Source organism: Nonomuraea sp. NPDC049725 (genome assembly GCF_040674795.1).
Lineage (GTDB): Bacteria > Actinomycetota > Actinomycetes > Streptosporangiales > Streptosporangiaceae > Nonomuraea > Nonomuraea ceibae.
In genome coordinates, this window is the sequence record NZ_JBFANJ010000015.1 from 135,389 (window position 1) to 153,239 (window position 17,851).

General features: G+C 75.0%; 15 protein-coding genes. 6 read left to right on the plus strand and 9 right to left on the minus strand.

All coding sequences use genetic code 11. The features are described 5' to 3' along the window. Window positions 1-3: 3 nt before the first annotated feature. Window positions 4-783: an alpha/beta hydrolase gene (locus AB0J53_RS33355; RefSeq protein WP_364179718.1), complete on the minus strand. Its 780-nt coding sequence runs from the start codon at window positions 781-783 to the stop codon at window positions 4-6. Window positions 784-898: 115 nt separating this feature from the next. Here AB0J53_RS33355 and AB0J53_RS33360 point away from each other — a divergent pair, with 115 nt between their 5' ends. Next, the gene (locus tag AB0J53_RS33360) at window positions 899-2,062 is read left to right on the plus strand and encodes an acetate/propionate family kinase (RefSeq protein WP_364179720.1); all 1,164 of its coding nucleotides are present in this window, start codon (window positions 899-901) and stop codon (window positions 2,060-2,062) included. A gap of 9 nt (window positions 2,063-2,071) precedes the next feature. On the opposite strand, the gene AB0J53_RS33365 is transcribed toward AB0J53_RS33360, so the two are convergent. Continuing rightward, window positions 2,072-2,929, minus strand: coding sequence for a hypothetical protein (locus AB0J53_RS33365; RefSeq protein WP_364179722.1), 858 nt, complete (start codon window positions 2,927-2,929; stop codon window positions 2,072-2,074). A 178-nt stretch (window positions 2,930-3,107) separates the two neighbouring features. Between AB0J53_RS33365 and AB0J53_RS33370 the strand changes: the two genes are divergently transcribed. Then, window positions 3,108-4,985, plus strand: coding sequence for an ATP-binding cassette domain-containing protein (locus tag AB0J53_RS33370; RefSeq protein ID WP_364179724.1), 1,878 nt, complete (start codon window positions 3,108-3,110; stop codon window positions 4,983-4,985). Between the two features lie 14 nt (window positions 4,986-4,999). On the opposite strand, the gene AB0J53_RS33375 is transcribed toward AB0J53_RS33370, so the two are convergent. Beyond that, on the minus strand, window positions 5,000-7,600 hold the full coding sequence (locus tag AB0J53_RS33375; protein WP_364179726.1) for a hypothetical protein: 2,601 nt from the start codon (window positions 7,598-7,600) through the stop codon (window positions 5,000-5,002). A gap of 36 nt (window positions 7,601-7,636) precedes the next feature. Next, on the minus strand, window positions 7,637-8,650 hold the full coding sequence (locus AB0J53_RS33380) for a hypothetical protein (protein WP_364179728.1): 1,014 nt from the start codon (window positions 8,648-8,650) through the stop codon (window positions 7,637-7,639). A gap of 73 nt (window positions 8,651-8,723) precedes the next feature. Between AB0J53_RS33380 and AB0J53_RS33385 the strand changes: the two genes are divergently transcribed. Then, the gene (locus tag AB0J53_RS33385; RefSeq protein ID WP_364179730.1) at window positions 8,724-10,430 is read left to right on the plus strand and encodes a GNAT family N-acetyltransferase; all 1,707 of its coding nucleotides are present in this window, start codon (window positions 8,724-8,726) and stop codon (window positions 10,428-10,430) included. Here AB0J53_RS33385 and AB0J53_RS33390 read toward each other — a convergent pair. Beyond that, entirely contained in the window at window positions 10,372-11,085 is a 714-nt protein-coding gene (locus AB0J53_RS33390) for a hypothetical protein (RefSeq protein ID WP_364179732.1), read from the minus strand. The two genes, AB0J53_RS33385 and AB0J53_RS33390, sit on opposite strands and share 59 nt — an antisense overlap. A gap of 17 nt (window positions 11,086-11,102) precedes the next feature. Between AB0J53_RS33390 and AB0J53_RS33395 the strand changes: the two genes are divergently transcribed. Next, window positions 11,103-12,080 carry an aldo/keto reductase gene (locus tag AB0J53_RS33395; protein WP_364179734.1) on the plus strand — a complete coding sequence of 326 codons (978 nt, stop codon included), beginning with the start codon at window positions 11,103-11,105 and terminating at the stop codon, window positions 12,078-12,080. Window positions 12,081-12,095: 15 nt separating this feature from the next. On the opposite strand, the gene AB0J53_RS33400 is transcribed toward AB0J53_RS33395, so the two are convergent. Both AB0J53_RS33400 and AB0J53_RS33405 read right to left on the minus strand, forming a co-directional pair. Then, window positions 12,096-13,481 (minus strand): MFS transporter, encoded by a 1,386-nt coding sequence (locus tag AB0J53_RS33400; RefSeq protein WP_219510062.1) that lies wholly within the window; start codon window positions 13,479-13,481, stop codon window positions 12,096-12,098. 210 nt (window positions 13,482-13,691) lie between these two features. Next, window positions 13,692-14,345, minus strand: coding sequence for a TetR/AcrR family transcriptional regulator (locus tag AB0J53_RS33405; RefSeq protein WP_364179736.1), 654 nt, complete (start codon window positions 14,343-14,345; stop codon window positions 13,692-13,694). 113 nt (window positions 14,346-14,458) lie between these two features. On the opposite strand from AB0J53_RS33405, the gene AB0J53_RS33410 reads away from it, so the two are divergent. Continuing rightward, entirely contained in the window at window positions 14,459-15,253 is a 795-nt protein-coding gene (locus AB0J53_RS33410) for an SDR family oxidoreductase (protein ID WP_364179738.1), read from the plus strand. A 4-nt stretch (window positions 15,254-15,257) separates the two neighbouring features. Here AB0J53_RS33410 and AB0J53_RS33415 read toward each other — a convergent pair whose 3' ends face one another. Further along, complete coding sequence (locus AB0J53_RS33415; protein ID WP_364179740.1) at window positions 15,258-15,725, minus strand: hypothetical protein; 468 nt, start codon at window positions 15,723-15,725, stop codon at window positions 15,258-15,260. Window positions 15,726-15,881: 156 nt separating this feature from the next. Between AB0J53_RS33415 and AB0J53_RS33420 the strand changes: the two genes are divergently transcribed. Next, window positions 15,882-16,427: a dihydrofolate reductase family protein gene (locus AB0J53_RS33420; protein ID WP_364179742.1), complete on the plus strand. Its 546-nt coding sequence runs from the start codon at window positions 15,882-15,884 to the stop codon at window positions 16,425-16,427. On the opposite strand, the gene AB0J53_RS33425 is transcribed toward AB0J53_RS33420, so the two are convergent. After that, window positions 16,424-17,677, minus strand: coding sequence for a serine hydrolase domain-containing protein (locus tag AB0J53_RS33425; protein ID WP_364179744.1), 1,254 nt, complete (start codon window positions 17,675-17,677; stop codon window positions 16,424-16,426). The two genes, AB0J53_RS33420 and AB0J53_RS33425, sit on opposite strands and share 4 nt — an antisense overlap. Window positions 17,678-17,851: the final 174 nt, after the last annotated feature.

Sequence of the window (17,851 nt, forward strand, 5' to 3'; positions counted from 1 at the left end):
AAGCTACTCGTCCAGGAAATTCTGGATGACCCTGGCGAAGGCCTCGGCCTGGAACTCCAGCGGCACCATGCCGCCCTCGATCACCGCCGTCCGCGCGCCGGGCAGCCGCCCGGCCAGCGCCTTGAGCTCCGGGAAGGCGTACGGGTCGGCCGACGCGCCGACGACCAGCACCGGGCAGCGGATCAGCCCGAGCCGGTCCTCCATCCGGTACGCGGCGACCGCCCGGTGCCCGAGCTCCACGTCGGGCCAGACGGCCAGCGCGTCACGCACGAACCGGGCCAGCAGGTCGGGCCGCTCCGGCGGGTAGAAGCCGGCGCGGCCCGCCCACAGCGCGGTCAGGTGCGAGCCGTCGGCGCTCTCCTCGGCGTGGTCGACCGGCGGCCTCTCGCGCCGCACCCGCCTGCCCTCGGCGTCGACGAGCGGCGTGGACGACAGCACCAGCGCGGTGACCCGCTCCGGGGCCCGGCTCGCCGCCTCGATCGCGATCACGCCGCCGGTGTGGTGCCCGGCGATCGCGGCGCGCTCCAGGCCGAGCGCGTCCATCAGGGCGAGCACGCCGCCCGCGTACGCCTCGACGGTGTGCTCGGGCGGCCGCGCGGAGGCGCCGAACCCGAGCGTGTCCATGGCGACGGCCCGGCGCGTGCGCCCGAGCAGCGGCAGCACCTCGCGGTACTCGTCCCACGACCGGGGTGACTGGTGCAGCAGCAGGACGGGTTCGCCCCGCCCGCACGAGGCGTAGTGGATCTGTCCGAACGGCGTGCCGGCATACCCGAACTCGATCATTCGCGGCCCTTCCTGGCGACGTGCTCCCCCGGCAGCGTAAAGGGCGGGCCAGGGCATGTGTCACGCCATGCCTCACGGGTAGCGCCGACGGGGACGGTGATCTGCGGGGAGGGACATGACGGCGCAGGTGTGGGACGGCGGCCCGGCGGCGGTGCTGACCGTGAACGCGGGGTCGTCCAGCCTCCGCCTCGACCTGGTCGACGGCGGCAGCGTCGTCGACAGCGCGCACGCCGAGCGCGCCATGGAGCCGGACGCCGCCCGCGAGGAGCTGTCCGCCTTCCTCGGCCGCCACCTGGACCGGGACGTCGCGGCCGTCGCGCACCGGCTGGTGCACGGCGGCGACCTGGTGCGCGCCCCGGTGGTCGCCGACGACGAGCTGGCGCGCGGGCTGCGCGAGCTGACCGGGCTGGCGCCGCTGCACCTGCCGCCCGCGCTGGCGCTGCTGGACGCGGCCCGCGAGCTGCTGCCCGCCGTGCCGCACGTGCTCTGCCCCGACACCGCCTTCCACGCCGCCCTGCCCGACGCCGCCGCCGTCTACCCGCTGCCGCGGCCCTGGCGGGAGCGCTACGGGCTGCGCCGCTACGGCTTCCACGGCCTGTCGTACGCGTGGGCGTCGGGCCGCGCCGCCGAACTGCTCGGCCGGCCGGTCGCCGACCTCGGCCTGGTGCTGGCACACCTGGGCGGCGGGGCGTCGGTGTGCGCGGTGTCGGGCGGGCGCAGCCTGGACACCTCGATGGGCTTCACGCCGCTCGACGGGCTGCCGATGAGCAAGCGGTCCGGCGCCGTCGACCCCGGGATGCTGCTGTGGCTGCTGGAGGACGGCCGGCTCACGCCGGACGAGCTGCGCCGCGGCCTGGAGCGCGAGTCGGGGCTGCTGGGGCTGTCCGGCGGGCGTTCCGGCGACACCCGCGACCTGGTGGCGGCCGAGCGGGACGGCGACCGGGCGGCCGGGCTCGCGCTGGAGGTGTTCTGCCACCGGGTCGGCCGGGAGATCGCCGCCGCGGCCACGTCGCTGGACCGCCTGGACGCGCTGGTGTTCACCGGGGAGATCGGCTGGGACCAGCCGGAGGTGCGCGAGGCGGTCTGCCGCAGGCTCGGGCTGCTCGGCGTGGCGACGCCGGTGCGCGGCAACCGGGCCGACGACGGCCCGGTCAGCGCCCCCGGCGCGGCCGTCCCGGTGCTGGTCGTCGAGGTGCACGAGGAGTTGCAGCTCGCCCGCGAGTGCCTGCGCGAGCTGTACGGGCCCGCCGCGCCGCAGGAGGCCGACCGCGGCCCGTGAACCCTGTGATCACGTGTGGGCCTCGGCCAGATCCGCCCAGTCGCGTCCCGGGGCGCGCCCGCGCCACTCGGCCAGCAGCTCGGCCGCCCGCGACGGCGGCGCCGCCAGCCACATCCGCTGGGTTCCGCCCTCGGCGGCGTGCCGCTCCTGCTCCACGCTGCCCTCGCTGCAACAGGCGCACAGCACCCGCACGTTCCCGGCCGGCTCGGCGCCCAGCCCGGCCGCCGCGAACAGCTCCACCAGCTCCACCACGTCCGCGCCGCTCCCCGTGACGGTGACCGACAGCGTCGGCAGGTCGGACGTCGCCCACAGCATCAGCTCGTCGAACACCGGATAGCGCACCCCCTCCACCACCCGCTCGCCGCTGGGCGCGCCGTCGTGCAGCACGATCTCGCCGAACCTGCGGTCGGCCGCCAGCGGCACGCTGACGACCCTGGCCCGCGCCGGGCACACCCGCCGCACCCACACCACCTCCGGCTCGCCGTCCGGCTCCAGCCGCACGCACGCCATCCCGAGATCGGCGTCGATCTCCCCCTCACCCGGCGGCAGCGTCAGACCGTAGCCGGCCCAGGCGTCCCTGGCGGTCGCCCAGTCACGCATGATCGTGGCGGCGATGCCGAGGTTCCAGAACGCCGGCTCCTGCTCGCCGCGCGGATAGCGGGCCGCCGCCTCCTTGCCGATCTCGTACGCGTGCGCCCAGTCCTTGCGGAACTTGTGCGCCAGCGCCAGGTCGAACCACCACGCCGGGCTCCGCTCGCCGTCGGGCTCCAGCGCCACCAGCTCGGTCAGGCCCCGCACCGCGCCGTCCCAGTCCTCGCGGTCCCACGCGGCGTACGCCGCCCGCTCCAGCTCGCCCGGCGCCGTCATGTGCGCTTCCCTTCCCGTCAGCGATCTGATCGCCCGACGTCATGGCAACCATCTCCCGACATGCGGCCGTGCGGCAACATCGCGTAACCTGGCGCCATGTCGACGCCCCGAGTTTCCTAGCTGAGGACCCGCTTCCACGCCAGAAGTGTGTCCTCAAGCTTTCTCGGAGCGTCATCTCATGATCACCGTTCGTGACGTCGAGCTGCGCGCGGGTTCCCGCCTGCTGCTGTCCGGCGTGTCCTTCACCGTCTCCCCCGGCGACCGCATCGGCCTCGTCGGCCGCAACGGAGCGGGCAAGACCACCCTGCTGACCGCGCTCGCCGGTCACGCCCGCCCGGCCGCGGGCACCATCACCACCAACGGCCCCACCGCCTACCTCTCCCAGGACGCCCGCCCCGCCGGGCCCTGGACCTCCCCCGGGAGCCCCAGAGGGACCGCCACCCCGCCCTCCCCCCAGGGGCGCAGGGATGCCGCCACCCCGGATTCCCCTGAGGGGACAAGGGGAGACGCCCCCCTCCGGTCCCCCGAAGGACCGCGCGGGGCCGCCGTCCCGGGCTCCCCCGAAGGACCGCGCGGGGCCGCCACCCCAGGCTCTCCCGCAGGGCCGGGCGGGGCCGCCACCCCGGGCTCGCCCGCAGGGCAGGGCGGAGGCGTCGCGCTTCACTCTCCCGAAGGGTCGGCGCTGACGGTGGCGGGGCGGATTCTCGGGGCACGGGGGCTCGGGGAGGCCGTGCGGCGGTTGCGGGCCGCCGAGGCCGCGATGGCCGGGGCCCGCGACGAGGCCGCGCTGGAGCGGGCCATGACGGAGTACGCGCGGGCCGAGGCGGCGTTCCAGGCGGGCGGCGGCTACGCGGCGGAGGCCGAGGCGGCGCGCGTGGCCGCCGGGCTGGGGCTGCCCGCCCGGCTGATGGACCAGCCGCTCGCGACGCTGTCCGGCGGCCAGCGGCGGCGCGCCGAGCTGGCCCGCATCCTGTTCGCCGGCCACGACGGCGTCCTGCTGCTGGACGAGCCGACCAACCACCTGGACGCCGACTCGCTCACCTGGCTGCGCGGCTTCCTCCAGGGGCACCGGGGCGGCCTGGTGGTGATCAGCCACGACACCGGCCTGCTGGAGGCGGTCGCGAACCGGATCTTCCACCTGGACCCGCACCGCGCCACGATCGACGTGCACAACACCGGCTGGCGCGCCTACCTGGCGCAGCGCGGGAGCGACGAGCGGCGGCGCACCCGGCAGCGGGCGAACGCCGAGCGCAAGGCCGCCGCGCTGCACGCCCAGGCGGACCGGATGAAGGCCCGCTCGGCGACCGCCACGATGGCCAGGAGCATGGCCCGCCGCGCCGACCGCATGCTGGCGGACCTGGAGCCGGCCCGCCGGGCTGACCGGGTGGCGCGCATCCGGCTGCCCGACCCGGCCCCCTGCGGCCGCACGCCGCTCGGCGCGATCAGCCTGGCCAAGTCCTACGACGGCCACCGCGTGCTGAACGGCGTGGACCTGGCGGTGGACCGGGGCAGCCGCCTGGTCGTGCTGGGGTTCAACGGGGCGGGCAAGACGACGCTGCTGCGGCTGCTGGCCGGGGAGGAGGAGCCGGACAGCGGCCGGGTGGTGCGCGGGCACGGGCTGCGGCTGGGCTACTTCGCCCAGGAGCACGACACGCTCGACCCGGCGCGGACCGTACGGGAGAACCTGGCGGCGGCGGCCCCGCACCTGACGGACGGCGAGGCGCGGGGGGTGCTGGGGGCGTTCCTGTTCTCGGGCGACGACGCCGGCAAACCGGCCGGGGTGCTGAGCGGCGGCGAGAAGACCCGCCTGGCGCTGGCCGGCCTGGTGCATTCCGGGGCGAACGTACTGCTGCTGGACGAGCCGACCAACAACCTCGACCCGGCGTCCCGGGACGAGGTCCTGGCGGCGGTCGGCTCGTACCCGGGGGCGATCGTGATGGTCACCCACGACGAGGGGGCCGTCGACGCCCTGCGCCCGGACCGCGTCCTGCTGCTGCCGGACGCGGAGGAGGACCTGTGGAACGACGACTACCGCGACCTGGTGTCACTCTCCTGACGTACGGTCCGCCGTCACCCCGTGAGCAGCCGGTGCAGCCTGCGCGCCTCCTGGGCGAAGCGGGTGGAGCCCTTGCGGGCCGCGATCCGGGCCAGTTCCGGCACGGCGGCCGCCGGGGCGCCCACCGCGCGGCACGCGCGGGCCGCGCGGGCGCCGGCGGCCAGCAGGTCGGCCAGTCCGGCGCGGGGGCGGGAGCCGCCGGCGGGGAGGAGGCGGGGCAGGGTGGCGGCGATCACCGCCCACGCTGCCGCGTGCCCGCCGCCCAGCGTGACCTCTTCCAGTGCGGCGACCACCCGGCTGAGCTTGACGACCTCGGACCGTACGAGGTCGGCGACCGCCTCTCCCAGCGCGGCGGCGGGCACCTCGTCATGGGCGGCGAGCGTGAGGAGTGCGTCGACGGCGACGGCCCGGTCGGCGGGCGCGGCGTGGCCCATGACGCAGGTGAGCGCGTAGGCGAGGCCCGCGCCGGCGGGCCCGTCGGCGTGCGGAAGGGCGGCCAGCAGCTCCACCCGCGGGTCGTGGGTGGAGTCGAGCCACACCGCCAGGTGCGGGACGAGGTGGGCGGCGACGACGTCGCGGTGCGAGGGCAGCACGAGGGCTTGCCAGTCGAGGCGCTCGGCGTGCGGGTTCGGGGTGAACAGCCCGCGCAGCGGCTCGGGCACCGTCTCGGGCACCGTCTCGGGCACCGTCTCGGGCGCAGTCTCGGGCGCAGTCTCGGGCACCGTCATCGCCGTGATGAGGCTGGTGTGGACGCCGCCGTCGTAGGAGACGTGTGTCTCCAGCTCGCACCGGATCTCCGGGTCGCCGGGGACGCCGCCGGCCATCCAGGCGGCGCAGGCGCGCCCGGCGGCCGAGGTGAGCGTGCGGGCGCGCGCCAGGACGTCGGGGGCGACCTGGCGGGGCAGGCGGAGCAGCGCCTGCTCCAGGTCGGCGGGCAGCGGCTCGGCGTCGGCCTGCCGCTGGAGCCGGTCCATCAGGGCGGCGGGGTCGACGTGGCCGGTGCCGGAGGTGGGCGTGGCGAGCAGGACCGGGCAGGGGGCGCCGGATTCGAGGGAGGCGACGAGCTCCAGCGCCCGCCGCTGGAACAGCCGCTCGAACGCGTCGCGTGCCGGGGCGCGTACCTCGGCCCGGGCCAGGTCGGCGGAGAGCGCCCGGCTGACCTCCGGCGCGACGGCGGCCAGGACGGCGCGGCGTAACGTCTCGGGGATGCCCTCGTAGCGGAACCGGCCGCGGTGGCCGAAGTATTCGGGGACGAACGCGCGCCACCGCGCTTCCAGGGCCTCGCGGAGCGCCTGCCGGTCGCGGGCGGCCCACTCGGCCAGCGCGGCCAGGACGCGTTCGAACCCCCACGGCCCGAGCCGCCAGTCGACGTCGGCGACCGCCTCCGCCAGCTCACCGATCGAGGCGATCGGCGCGGGAAGCGCGGGCGCGGGCGCGGCGACGAGCGCGGCCGTCTCAGGCGCGGCCTCCTCGACGGCCACGCCGTGAGCGGCGGAGATCCGGGCGCGCAGCTCGGCGGGCAACGCGCCGGCCGCCTCCAGCAGAGCCGCGCGCCCATCGGCCCCCACCGGCGCGGCGGAGTCCCCGCCCGCCCGCGCGTGTTTCACGGCTACGCCGACCGCGCGGTGCTGGAGGTCGAGTGTGTCGTGCTGGAAGACGACGGCCAGCGCGCCGAGCGCCGCGTCGGCCCGGCTGCCGGGGGCGCGGGCCAGGGCCTCGTCGGCCCAGGCGATGGCGGCCTTGACCAGCTCCTTCTCGGTCCGGAACGCCAGGGCGGCGAGCGCGTCGGCGAACAGCTCGCCGCCGAGCAGCCCGGCCCGGTCGAGCAGCCGCAGCCGCTCGCAGGCCAGGCCGGCCACGGCGGGCGGCGCGGCGGGCAGCAGCGCCGCGTAGTCGCGGGCCCGCTCGGCCGTCTCGGCGAGGGTGGGCGCCAGCAGCTCGTGCAGGTCCGCCGCCCCGGCCGCGCCGTCGCGCAGCAGCCGGCGGACGACGCCGTCGAGGACGACGGCCCGCTCCAGCGCCCCGCACTCGATCAGCGTGGCGAACGCCGAGACCTGCCCCGGCCCGAACGCCTCCGCCAGGCCGGGCGTCTCGAAGACGCGCGGCGCCAGGTGCGGGAGCAGCGGATCGGCCACGGCGCTCGCGGGGGTGAGCCGGCGCAGCCAGCCGAGGACGAGCCCGTCGCTCCGGGGCGGCTCGATCCCGGTGTCGCGGACGAGCGCGGCGACGATCTCCCACTCGCGGTCGTCGGTCACGCGCAGCCGGGCGGCCGTCCGCCGGGCCAGATCGGCCCGCCACCCGGGGGAACGGCCGCGTACGAGATCGAGGATGCGCGCGGGCTCGCCGGGATCCGGCGGCCGCCATCGCAGGTCTCGCCGGAACAGCCACGCGGTCACGGCTGCAGCGCCGCCCAGGCAGCCGACGCCCGCGACGACGAGCGGCGCGAGCTCCCCCTGCCACTCCCACGGCCCCCGGGCCGCGCGCGACCGCGTGGCCAGGTAGCCGGGCAGCTCGGCGGCGACCGCGCGGCGGCCGACGGGGTCGAGACCGGCGACGAGCCGGGTGGCGGCGGCCGTGTCACCGGTCTTGACGGTCTTGAGCAAGTCCTCCCACATGGCGGGGACCCTAGCGGCGGCCTCCGACAGTCCCGGTCAGGCGCGCAGGTCGTCGATAGCGCGCAGGACGGCGCGCTCGTCCAGCATCACGGAGGCGGTGAGGCCGAGCAGGGCGCTGATCCCGCGGGTGGCGGGGCCGCCGTGGCGGTGCTCGTGGAAGGCGGCGGCGAGCGTGAGCAGGCCGGTCCGCAGCGACGGCCCGGGGAAGGTGACGGCGGGGGCGCAGCGGCGCAGGTGCTCGGTGTGCCGGTCCTGCCAGAGCTCCCAGCGCCAGCCGGGCCACAGCCGCGGCGCGTCGGGGAGGACCTGGGCGAGGTCACGGGTCGTCCACACGCCCGCCGTGCGCGTGTCGGCGTCGAGGTGGATGCCCGCCGTCGGCGCGTCCGGCCACGCGGGGACGGGCTCCCAGGCCGCGTACGTGTCGAGGGAGGCGGGCCCGTGGCCGATGACGGCGTCGACGGGCGGGCTGACCGGGTAGCCGCGCACGGTCCCGGCGCGGGCGACGGTGACCAGGCACACGGGCTCGCCCGGCGCGGCCCGCCGCAGCGTGTCGGGCCAGGTGGGCAGGGAGGCGGGCAGCGGGCTCCCGGGCGGGTGGACGGCGGGGTCGAGCCAGAGCATCGGCATCCTGGCCGCGAGCTCCTCGGGCGTGCGCACGCCGGGCGGCACCGGCATCGACCGGGGCGCGGCCACCCCGGCGGGGTCCTCGCCGACGGCGCGGACCAGGTCGGCCAGGCCGTCGTAGGCCCATTCGACCCGCCAGCCCGCCCAGGTGGTGGCCAGCACGCGCAGCGCCGCCCACCGGTAGGACGGGTCGGCGCGGCACGGCGAGAACCACAGCAGCCGCTGCTCGTCCACGTCGACGAGCGCGGCCCCGGTGCACAGGACCTCGTTCATGAAGGTGGTGTCGGCCCGCTGGCGTTCGGCGTGGGCGAGGCCGGCGGCGGGGCCGGGCAGCAGCTCCAGCTCCAGGTCGTAGCCGGCCCACGGGGAGTAGCGCAGGCTCCAGGAGCCGTGCCGTTTGATCACGAAGTGTGCTCGATCACCCACGCAGCGATACTAGAGGCGTCTTCCGCCCCGCATCCGGGTTTTCCCCATGTTGACCGGCTGACAGCATGCTGGCATGGCGTTACGGCTGAGGGCGGCGCGCGTGGAGGAGGCCGGGTGGCTGAGCGAGCTGGCGGTGCGGTCGAAGGCGTACTGGGGGTATGAGGAGACGTTCCGGGAGGAGTTGCGGCTGCTGCCGGAGGAGGTGGCGGCGCGCCGGGTGACGGTGGCCGAGCGGGACGGCCGGGTGCTGGGGTTCGTCACGGTCGACGGGGAGCCGCCGGACGGCGTGCTGGGCATGCTGTTCGTGGAGCCGGAGGCGATCGGCGGCGGCGTGGGCCGGGCGCTGTACGGGCACGCGCTGCGGGAGGCGGGCCGGGCCGGGTTCGCGCGGCTGGTGATCGAGGCCGACCCGCACGCGGTGGGGTTCTACACGGCGATGGGCGCGGTGGAGTGCGGATCGGCGCGGCTGGTGGCGCGGCTGGTGGCATGGCCGCCGGCGCCGGAGCCGTCGTGGGTGGCGGCGTGGACCGGCGGGCGGCCGGCGGTGCACGTGGGGAACGTGGCGGAGTTCAACGGCGCGCCGCCGGGGCCGGACCACTACGCGTGCATGGCGGTGTTCGCGGGGCCGCTGCCGGAGGCCGTGGTGCTGCCGGTGCCGGTGGACCGGGCGTGGATCGACGGGCTGGCGGACGAGCTCGGCTGGGGCGAGGTCGAGGTGCACGACGGCATCGCCCCGGACGGCGCCGTTTCGGCGGCGATCGGGAGGCGGCCCGCGCTGGCGCGGCGGCTGGCGTCGTCGCCGGGGCCGGTGCTGCCGTGGGGCCGGACCGAGCAGTTCGCCCGGATCGTCCCCACGCCGGGCCGGGTGCTGGCCGCGATCGCCCGGTTCGAGTCCAAGCGCGGCGCGCACGAGCTCTTCCGCGCGCTGGCGCCGGGCCATCCGGGGATCGTCGTGCCGGCGCAGCGGCCGGTCAGCTCCCGCCGGGCGCTGCGCCGGGAGCTGGCCTCGGGCGTGCCGCTGGTGCTGAAGACCGAGTACGGCGTCGGCGGCTCCGGCACGCTGATCCTCGACGGCGGCACGCGCCGGGCCGGGCGGCGGTGGGCCCGCGCCGGCGTGCTGGTGGAGGAGTACGTGCCCGGATCCGGGCCGTACCGCGACCCGACGTTCGACGCCGTCGTCGACGAGCACGGCGCGGTCCACCCGGTGGGGACCGGGCTGATGCTGGTCGAGGGCCCCCGATACCGGGGCGTCACCACCGGCCCCGGCGTGCTGCCCGCGGAGCTGGCGGACACGGCCGCCCGGTTCGGCACGGCGGTGGGCCGGGCGCTCGCGGAGCACGGCTACCGGGGCTGGTACGACGTCGACTTCGTGACCGGCCCGGCGGGACGCCTGGCGCCGACGGAGATCAACCTGCGGCTGACCGGCCCGGCGGCGGCCCACACCCTGCGGGCCCGGCTCGACGCGCTGCGGGGCGGGCGGCATCTGGTCCGGGCGCTGGACCGGCTGCCGCTGGGCGCGCGGCTGCCCCCGGCGGCGCTGCGCGGGCATCTGGACGAGGTCGCGCAGGAGTGCCGGGGGCTCGGTGTGACGTTCCTGCCGACGATCCCGGTGGCCGCGATGGAGCCGTGGCCGTACCTGGGCGTCGCCCTGGCCGCCCGCACGGCGGACGCCCTCGACCGGGCCGAGGCCGCCGTACGGGCCGCCAACGAGGCGCTCGCGTTCACCGAGGTCGGGCGGCCACGAAGGCGACGACCACGGCTGCGGCGATCATCAGAGTGACGTTGAACCCGTACACGAGCGCGGCCTGCAGGGGCCAGTCGGTCTTGGCGGCGAGCCGGTAGAAGTTGTCCTGCGGCCACCAGGCGGCCAGCAGCCACGTGATCGCCAGGTGCGCCGCCGCGCTCACCCCTGGCGGCCTGTCCAGCCGCGCCAGCAGCGTGCGCCCCGACAGCAGGAAGGCCACGCCGAGCCCGAACGCCGCGCACTCGACCAGGTAGAGCACCGCGAACAGGCCCGCCCACGGCGGCGGCACGGCCGACAGGTCCGTGGAGTACGGCCACAGCACGTCCGTCAGCAGGTAGGCGGCGACCGCGGCGACCGCGGCGGAGATGGCCATCGCGACGCCGGTCGAGGGCTGCCAGTCGCCGCCCTTCCCTCCGGAGGGCGTGGCCGTGGCGCGCACCGGCAGCGGCAGCGCGCGGTGGTCGATCCGCCCGTCGGCCGTGCGCGGCAGCGCCCGCACCAGCGTGACGAACCGCGGCAGCCGCCGCCCCGGCAGCCGCTCCACCAGGTAGGCCCGCAGCTCCTCGCCGGTGACCTCACCGTCCGGCACCACGTACGCGATCAGCTTCGGCCCGCCGGAGCCGGTCCTGACGCTGACGACGGCGCAGTCGGCCACCGCCGGGTGGCGTCGTAACTCCTCTTCGACTGTCATATGACAGGGTTACCCTCATGGAACACCGCGTATTGGGACGCACCGGCCGCCAGGTCGGCGTGGTCGGGCTGGGCGCCTGGCAGCTCGGCGCCGACTGGGGTCAGGTGAGCGAGGACGAGGCGCTCGCGACGCTGGCCGCCGCCGCCGAGGCGGGCGTGACGTTCGTCGACACGGCCGACGTGTACGGCGACGGCCGCAGCGAGCGGATCGTCGGCCGCTTCGCCCAGGGACGCCCGGAGCTGACCGTGGCCACCAAGATGGGCCGCCGGGTGGAGCAGGTGCCGTCGAACTACGTGCTGGACAACTTCCGCGCCTGGAACGACCGCTCCCGCCGCAACCTGGGCGTCGACACGATCGACCTGGTGCAGCTGCACTGCCCGCCGACGGCGGTGTTCTCCGACGACGCGGTGTTCGACGCGCTCGACACGCTGGTGGCCGAGGAGCGGATCGCCGCCTACGGGGTGAGCGTGGAGACGTGCGAGGAGGCGCTGACCGCGATCGCCCGTCCCGGCGTGGCGAGCGTGCAGATCATCCTGAACGCGTTCCGGCTCAAGCCGCTGGAGCGCGTGCTGCCCGCGGCGCGGGAGGCGGGCGTGGGGATCATCGCCCGGGTCCCGCTGGCCAGCGGGCTGCTGTCGGGCCGCTACGACGAGAAGACCACGTTCGCGCCGGACGACCACCGCAGCTTCAACCGGCACGGGGAGGCGTTCGACGTGGGCGAGACGTTCTCGGGTGTCGGGTTCGAGACCGGGCTGGAGGCGGTGCGCCGGCTGGCCCCGCTGGTGCCGGAGGGGGCGACGACGGCGCAGTTCGCGCTGCGCTGGATCCTCGACCAGCCGGGCGTGTCCGTCGTCATCCCGGGTGCCCGCAACCCGGCCCAGGCGGCGGCCAACGCGGCCGCCGCGGCTCTCCCGCCGCTGCCGGAGAGCACGCTGCGGGCCGTACGGGACGTCTACGACGAGCTGATCCGCCCGCAGGTGCACGGGCGCTGGTAGTCGAGCTGTGGCTGGTCAGGCGGAGTCGCGGGCGGCGTCGAGCACGCGCTGGGCGTCGCGTTCGAAGAAGCCGCGCGCGGCCAGGCAGAGCAGGCCGCCGAGCACCATCGGGACGATCAGCACGTACATGGCGGTCAGGAGGGAGCCGCTGCTGTCGGACGAGACGCCGACCAGCAGCGGCCCGAACGCGGCGCCGGCCGTGATGAACAGTTGCAGCACGGCGAAGCCGAGCCCGCGCGAATCGGCGCCGACCACGTCGGCGAGTGAGGCCGTCATGTTCGGGATGGCGGTGGCCGACAGCAGCGACGAGGTCAGCAGCAGCGTCACGAACAGCGGCAGCGAGTCCATGGAGATCGCGGCGGCCTGGGTGAGCGCGCCGAGCGTGATGCCGGTGCCGCCGACGAGGAGCCGGCCGCCCTTGCGGGTGGCGTGCATGCGCCGGCCGAAGTAGGCGCCGATGAGCGTGCCGCCGACGACGCCGGCGACGCTGATCAGGCCGGCCAGCGAGGCGGCGGTGCCGGCGGCGACGCCGAGGTTCCTGACCATGAGGGTCGGCATCCAGAACGCGATCCCGGCCAGGCCCAGGGTGAGCGACATCAGGCCGACGCAGACCAGGGTGAGGGTGGGGATCTTCAGCATGAGGCGGAACTGCCTGCCGAACCGCAGCCGCTCGCTCAGCCGGTCGGACAGCGCGGTGACCTGGCCCGGCCCGGTGGCCTCGGGCACGGGTTGCGGCTGGTCGGAGCGCAGGGCGATCACCCGGTCGAGGAAGCCGCGCGGCGGCTCCCTGAGCCACCACACGAGCAGCGCCGTCAGCGCCCCCGGGATCGCCATGATCATGAACGTGGCCCGCCAGCCCACGGCCTGGCCGAGGATGCCGCCCAGCGCGGTGCCGATGCCGCCCAGGTAGGTGGTGATGCGGACGAGCCCGTACGCCTTGGCCCTAGTCAGCGGCGGGTAGTAGTCGGCGAGCAGGCTTCCGGAGGCGGGGTTGTCGATGTTCTCCGCCGCCGCGAGGAACACCCGCATCGCGAAGAAGATGGCGAACCCGGTGGCGAGACCGGACCCCAGCGTGGCCAGGCTCCAGCAGAACACGACGACGGCGATGATCCGGGTCCGGTTGAACCGGTCGGACAGGTACCCGGCGGGCAGCGCCACGGCGGCGGCGGCCAGCGCGGCGGCGGTCGGGATGGACCCGGCGGCGGTGTCGCTGATCCCCCATTCCGCCTGGAGCAGGGGCAGCACGCCGGACAGCAGGCTGGCCTCGATCCGGTCCACCAGGCCGACGAGGAACAGGACGACCAGGGGCGCCCAGCCGAAGGGCGCGAGATCGGTGGCACTGATTCCCCGGCTGAGTGGCGCTCCCAGGCGCCGGCGCTTCTCCGCAACGACCTCGGCCAACGGGCCCTCCTCACGATTGGAAGGTATTTCTAAAATCCCGTTCTAGAGGAGTGTGACCTAAATGACAAGAGCGTCCCGCTGGTAACGTCCTGGGAATGAGCGGACCACCTGGCCTCCCCGGAGGCCGAGTGGGCCGGTGGCGCCATCCTCGACCTCAACGGCGCCGGCTACCGGCGGTGTCCTGAGCTCCGGCACGCCGGACGCCGCACCTCAGGACCGGCCACCACGGGCGCGCGTCCCCGATCCGGGCAGGGCGTAGCGGGCGGCGATGGTGCGGACGGCCTCGTCGACCACCTGAGCGACGCGTTCGGCGCTCACCTTCCAGCCCGGCACGAGGAGTGCCGGCCAGAAGACATAGTTGGAGATCATGCCCAGGAACTGGGCGGCCGCGAGCTCCACGTCCTCGATCCGCACCGTGCCCGCCTCGTGCTCGGCCAGGAGGTAGCCGCGCACGGACTCGAAGTAGGGCAGCTTCCCGTGCGAGAACTGCGCATTGGCGAGCTCGGGAAAGCGCGGCAGCTCGGCGATGACGATGCGGAACAGGTCGGTCATCTGGGGGCGGCTCAGCAGCTCGGCGTAGCGGCGGCCGATGGCGCCGAGCCCGGCGACGATGTCGCCTGCCGGCGGAGGAGCCTCCTCGTCAGCGGTGGCCCAGGACTCGGTGACGATGGCGTCGAACAGCGCGGCCTTGGTCGGGAACTGCTTGAACAGGGTGGCCCGCGAAACGCCCGAGCGCTCCGCGATCCGCGCCAGCGACGTCCGGTCGTAGCCCAGCTCGAGGAACAGCTCGGTCGCGGCCGTCACGATCAGTGCGCGCTTCTCCTGGGCGACGCGCTGGTGGTACGTCGTCACGACCTTGCTCATGGGCCGAGCATACAAGACGAGTGGCTTGACTCACCATTGCCGCCGATCTACTGTCAAGCAGTGTGGTGAGCCACTCAGCTCACCATCCATCCCTCGCACCGAAGGAACATCCGATGAACCGCTTCGACAACCAGACCGTGCTCGTGACCGGCGGGACCGGCGGCCAGGGCTCGAGCCACGTACGCGCCTTCCACGCGGAGGGGGCGAACGTGGTGATCGGCGGCATCGACGCCGGACGGGGCGCCGCTCTCGCCGACGAGCTCGGGCCCCGTGCGCACTTCACCCGCCTCGACGTCACCGACGAGAGCTCGTGGTCCGCCGCCGTGCTGGCCGCCGAAAGCGCCTTCGGCGCCCTGAACGTGCTCGTCAACAACGCCGGCGTCCAGAACCCGCCGGCGCCGATCGAGGACACGGACCAGGCCACCTGGTCACGCATCCTCGGCATCAACCTCACCGGGACCTTCCTCGGCATCAAGGCCGCCGCCCCGGCTCTGCGCCGCGCGGCGGGGGGAGCCATCGTCAACATCGGCTCGACCATGGGCCTGGGCGGCACGGCTCACTACGCGCCGTACGTCGCCGGCAAGTGGGCGGTACGTGGTCTCACCCGGACGGCGGCACTCGAACTCGGCCGCGACCGCATCCGGGTGAACGCCATCCACCCCGGCGTGATCGCGACCCCCTTCATCCAGGAGCCGGCGGCCGGCGCCACCGCGGCGATCGCCGACTTCTACTCGCCCGAGCCGTTCGCCATCCCCCGCCTCGGCGAGCCGGCCGACGTCACCCGCCTGCTCCTCTTCCTCACGTCATCGGACGCGTCGTTCATCACCGGTTCGGAGTACGTCATCGACGGCGGGCTCCTCCTCGGCCCCGCCCTTCAGCACGCGTCTCCGTCCCCCCTGCGCCGGTGAGCGTTCAGCCGCATCTGCCCCAGGACTTCCAGCGCGACTTGCCCACGGCGGCACGGGGCCCGTCATCCTGGATCGACCCCATGTAGCTGACGCACCGGCCCTTGCCGTAGGTCTTCACCGGCCCCAGGTAGTGCTTGACGCTCCGGCCCTCGTTCTCGCCGCTCGCGCGCCCGTTGGCCCCGCGCGTCTGCGTCGTGATCGTGGCCATGACGAAGGTGCGGACGCCGAGGTTCGAGGTCTTGAACGTGGTGACGCAGTTGTAGCCGGTCCTGCGGTTGTACAGCAGGTAGACGTACCCGAGGACCCGCTTGGAGGGCGTCCGCACGGCCTGCTTGCCGTGCGCGACCCGGGCGAACCCGGAACCGCACACCCGCTCCGGAGTGGCGGCGGAGGCGGCCGCGTACGCGGGAGTCACCAGGCCCCCTCCGATCGACAGCGCCGCGGCAAGGAGGATCGTCGTCGACCCGCGCATTCGGCCAGCCCTTCTCAACCGTCCCCGCCGTCCGGGGACCACCGGCTGATCATCTTGCCGGATCCGGCCCTCGCCGCATGCCCGAATCATCGGATAAGTACGCGGGCGCGATGAATTTTCGCCCGTCCGCCGGTCTGTGTCCCAAGGAGGCAGATCATGGCGAAGATGCTCTATTCGGCGACCATGTCGCTCGACGGCTTCATCACCGGCCCGGGCGGCGACATGTCCTGGCTGACCCCGTACCTCGGCCCCAACTCGATGGCGGACAGGCTCGTGGGCCGGGTCGGGGCGATCCTGGCGGGCAGGCGCTCGTTCGGCGGGGACGACCCGCACCGGGGCGATCCCGAGCGGGAGGGCAAGGCGTTCGGCGGCGGGTGGGACGGGCCGCAGTTCGTCCTCACCCACCGCCCGCCCCCGGCGCCGGTCCCGGGCGTCACGTTCGTCGGCGACCTCGGCACCGCCGTGGCCGAGGCCCGGCGGGCCGCCGGGGACCGGTACGTCAACGTCATCGGCGCCGACGTGGCCCGCCAGTGCCTGGCGGCGGGGATGCTGGACGAGGTCCTGGTCTTCGTGGCGCCGGTCATGCTCGGCGACGGCGTCCGCCTGTTCGACCGGCCGGGCGGAGCCGCCGTCGCGCTCGAACTGGTCGAGCAGGGCCGGGCCCCCCTCGCCACCGGCCTGCACTACCGCGTCGCCGGCTAGAAGTAGCGCGGGGTCAGGTCGGTCGTCGGCCAGGACGACACGCCGCCCGTCGCCGTGCCCAGGATCCCGTCGATCGCGCCGAACGACGGCGCGTCGCCCTCCTGCCTGCGGTTGAACAGCGCGCAGTAGCTCACCCCGTGCTGGATCCTGGCCAGGAAGCCGAACGTGCCCGGCATCGAGCCGGTGTGCCAGGTGTTGAGGCCGCCCACGTTGTTCTCGCGGACCTGCCAGCCGAGCCCGTACCAGGACCCGCCGGACCCGACGCCGATCTCCGGCTTGGCGAAGACCCGGCCGATCGAGGTGGCGTTCAGCACCGGCCCGGCCCGGTCGAAGGCGAAGCCCCACTTGACCAGGTCGACGGCCGAGCCCAGCCAGCCGCCGTTGGCGTCCTGGTTGGCCATGTTGAAGCCGCCGTACGGGTACGGGACCGTCGCGCCGCCGTCGTCGAGCACGCTCCTGCGGGTGTAGACCGACTGGTAGCGCACCTCGGCGGCGTACTGCTGGCCGGACGCCGACCGGCCGAGCAGCATGCGGGTGATCCCGGCCGGCGCCAGGATCCGCTGCCTGACGTACGACTCGTAGCTCATGCCGGAGACCTTGGCGATGATGCGGCCGAGCAGCATGTAGCCGTAGTTGCTGTAGGCGTAGCGGGAGCCGGGCGTGAAGTCGAGCTTCCTGGCCGTGGCGTACCGCATGATCTCCGCGTGGCCGATGGGCAGCGGCACGTCGAGCGCGGCCGAGATGGCGTGGTCGGCCCAGAGCTGGTCGAGGGTGGCGTCGCGGTCCCAGCCGCCGGTGTGCTGCATGAGCCGCCACAGCGTCACGTCCGCCAGGCGCGGGTCGGCGTCGGCGGACAGGCCCAGCAGGTCGGTCACGGTGTCGCCGAGGGACAGCTTGCCGTCCTGGGCGAGCCGGGCGATCGCGGCGGCGGTGATGCTCTTGCTGAGGCTGGCGATCCGGAACAGCGAGGTCGGCTGCACGAGCCTGACGTAGCGGCCGTAGGTGTAGCTGCCGTAGCCGCGGGCCAGGAGGATCTTGCCGTTCTTCGCCACGGCGAGCTGCGCGCAGCTGATGTCGCGTTCGGCGATGAACTTCTTCATCGCCGCGTCGAAGCCGGCCAGCTGCGCGGGCACCACGCCGGTCGCCGGCAGGGCGGCCGTCCCGGCCCGCGCGGGGGCGGCGCCGAGGGCGAGGGCGGGGACGGCGAGTGCGCCGGACTGGAGGAGGCGGCGTCTGCTGAGCGTGGTCACAAAGGGAATTTCTAACGGATATCGGGCGTCCGCGTCCCGATTTTTCGGACATCCGCTGTCAAACCTGTCAGCTTCTCCCGTCCGCCATCAGCGCGATCCCCCAGCCCCGGCCGCAAAACGGCGTCCTCGACGGTGCGCAGGGTCATCCGGGCACGATGCCACAGGGAGTGATCG

Bases quoted from the DNA above. Each gene is read 5' to 3' on its own strand.
- AB0J53_RS33410 (WP_364179738.1), top strand. From the start codon at position 14,459: ATGAACCGCTTCGACAACCAGACCGTGCTCGTGACCGGCGGGACCGGC.
- AB0J53_RS33355 (WP_364179718.1), bottom strand. From the start codon at position 783: ATGATCGAGTTCGGGTATGCCGGCACGCCGTTCGGACAGATCCACTAC.
- AB0J53_RS33420 (WP_364179742.1), top strand. From the start codon at position 15,882: ATGGCGAAGATGCTCTATTCGGCGACCATGTCGCTCGACGGCTTCATC.
- AB0J53_RS33375 (WP_364179726.1), bottom strand. From the start codon at position 7,600: ATGTGGGAGGACTTGCTCAAGACCGTCAAGACCGGTGACACGGCCGCC.
- AB0J53_RS33365 (WP_364179722.1), bottom strand. From the start codon at position 2,929: ATGACGGCGCCGGGCGAGCTGGAGCGGGCGGCGTACGCCGCGTGGGAC.
- AB0J53_RS33370 (WP_364179724.1), top strand. From the start codon at position 3,108: ATGATCACCGTTCGTGACGTCGAGCTGCGCGCGGGTTCCCGCCTGCTG.
- AB0J53_RS33405 (WP_364179736.1), bottom strand. From the start codon at position 14,345: ATGAGCAAGGTCGTGACGACGTACCACCAGCGCGTCGCCCAGGAGAAG.
- AB0J53_RS33385 (WP_364179730.1), top strand. From the start codon at position 8,724: ATGGCGTTACGGCTGAGGGCGGCGCGCGTGGAGGAGGCCGGGTGGCTG.
- AB0J53_RS33415 (WP_364179740.1), bottom strand. From the start codon at position 15,725: ATGCGCGGGTCGACGACGATCCTCCTTGCCGCGGCGCTGTCGATCGGA.
- AB0J53_RS33360 (WP_364179720.1), top strand. From the start codon at position 899: ATGACGGCGCAGGTGTGGGACGGCGGCCCGGCGGCGGTGCTGACCGTG.
- AB0J53_RS33390 (WP_364179732.1), bottom strand. From the start codon at position 11,085: ATGACAGTCGAAGAGGAGTTACGACGCCACCCGGCGGTGGCCGACTGC.
- AB0J53_RS33395 (WP_364179734.1), top strand. From the start codon at position 11,103: ATGGAACACCGCGTATTGGGACGCACCGGCCGCCAGGTCGGCGTGGTC.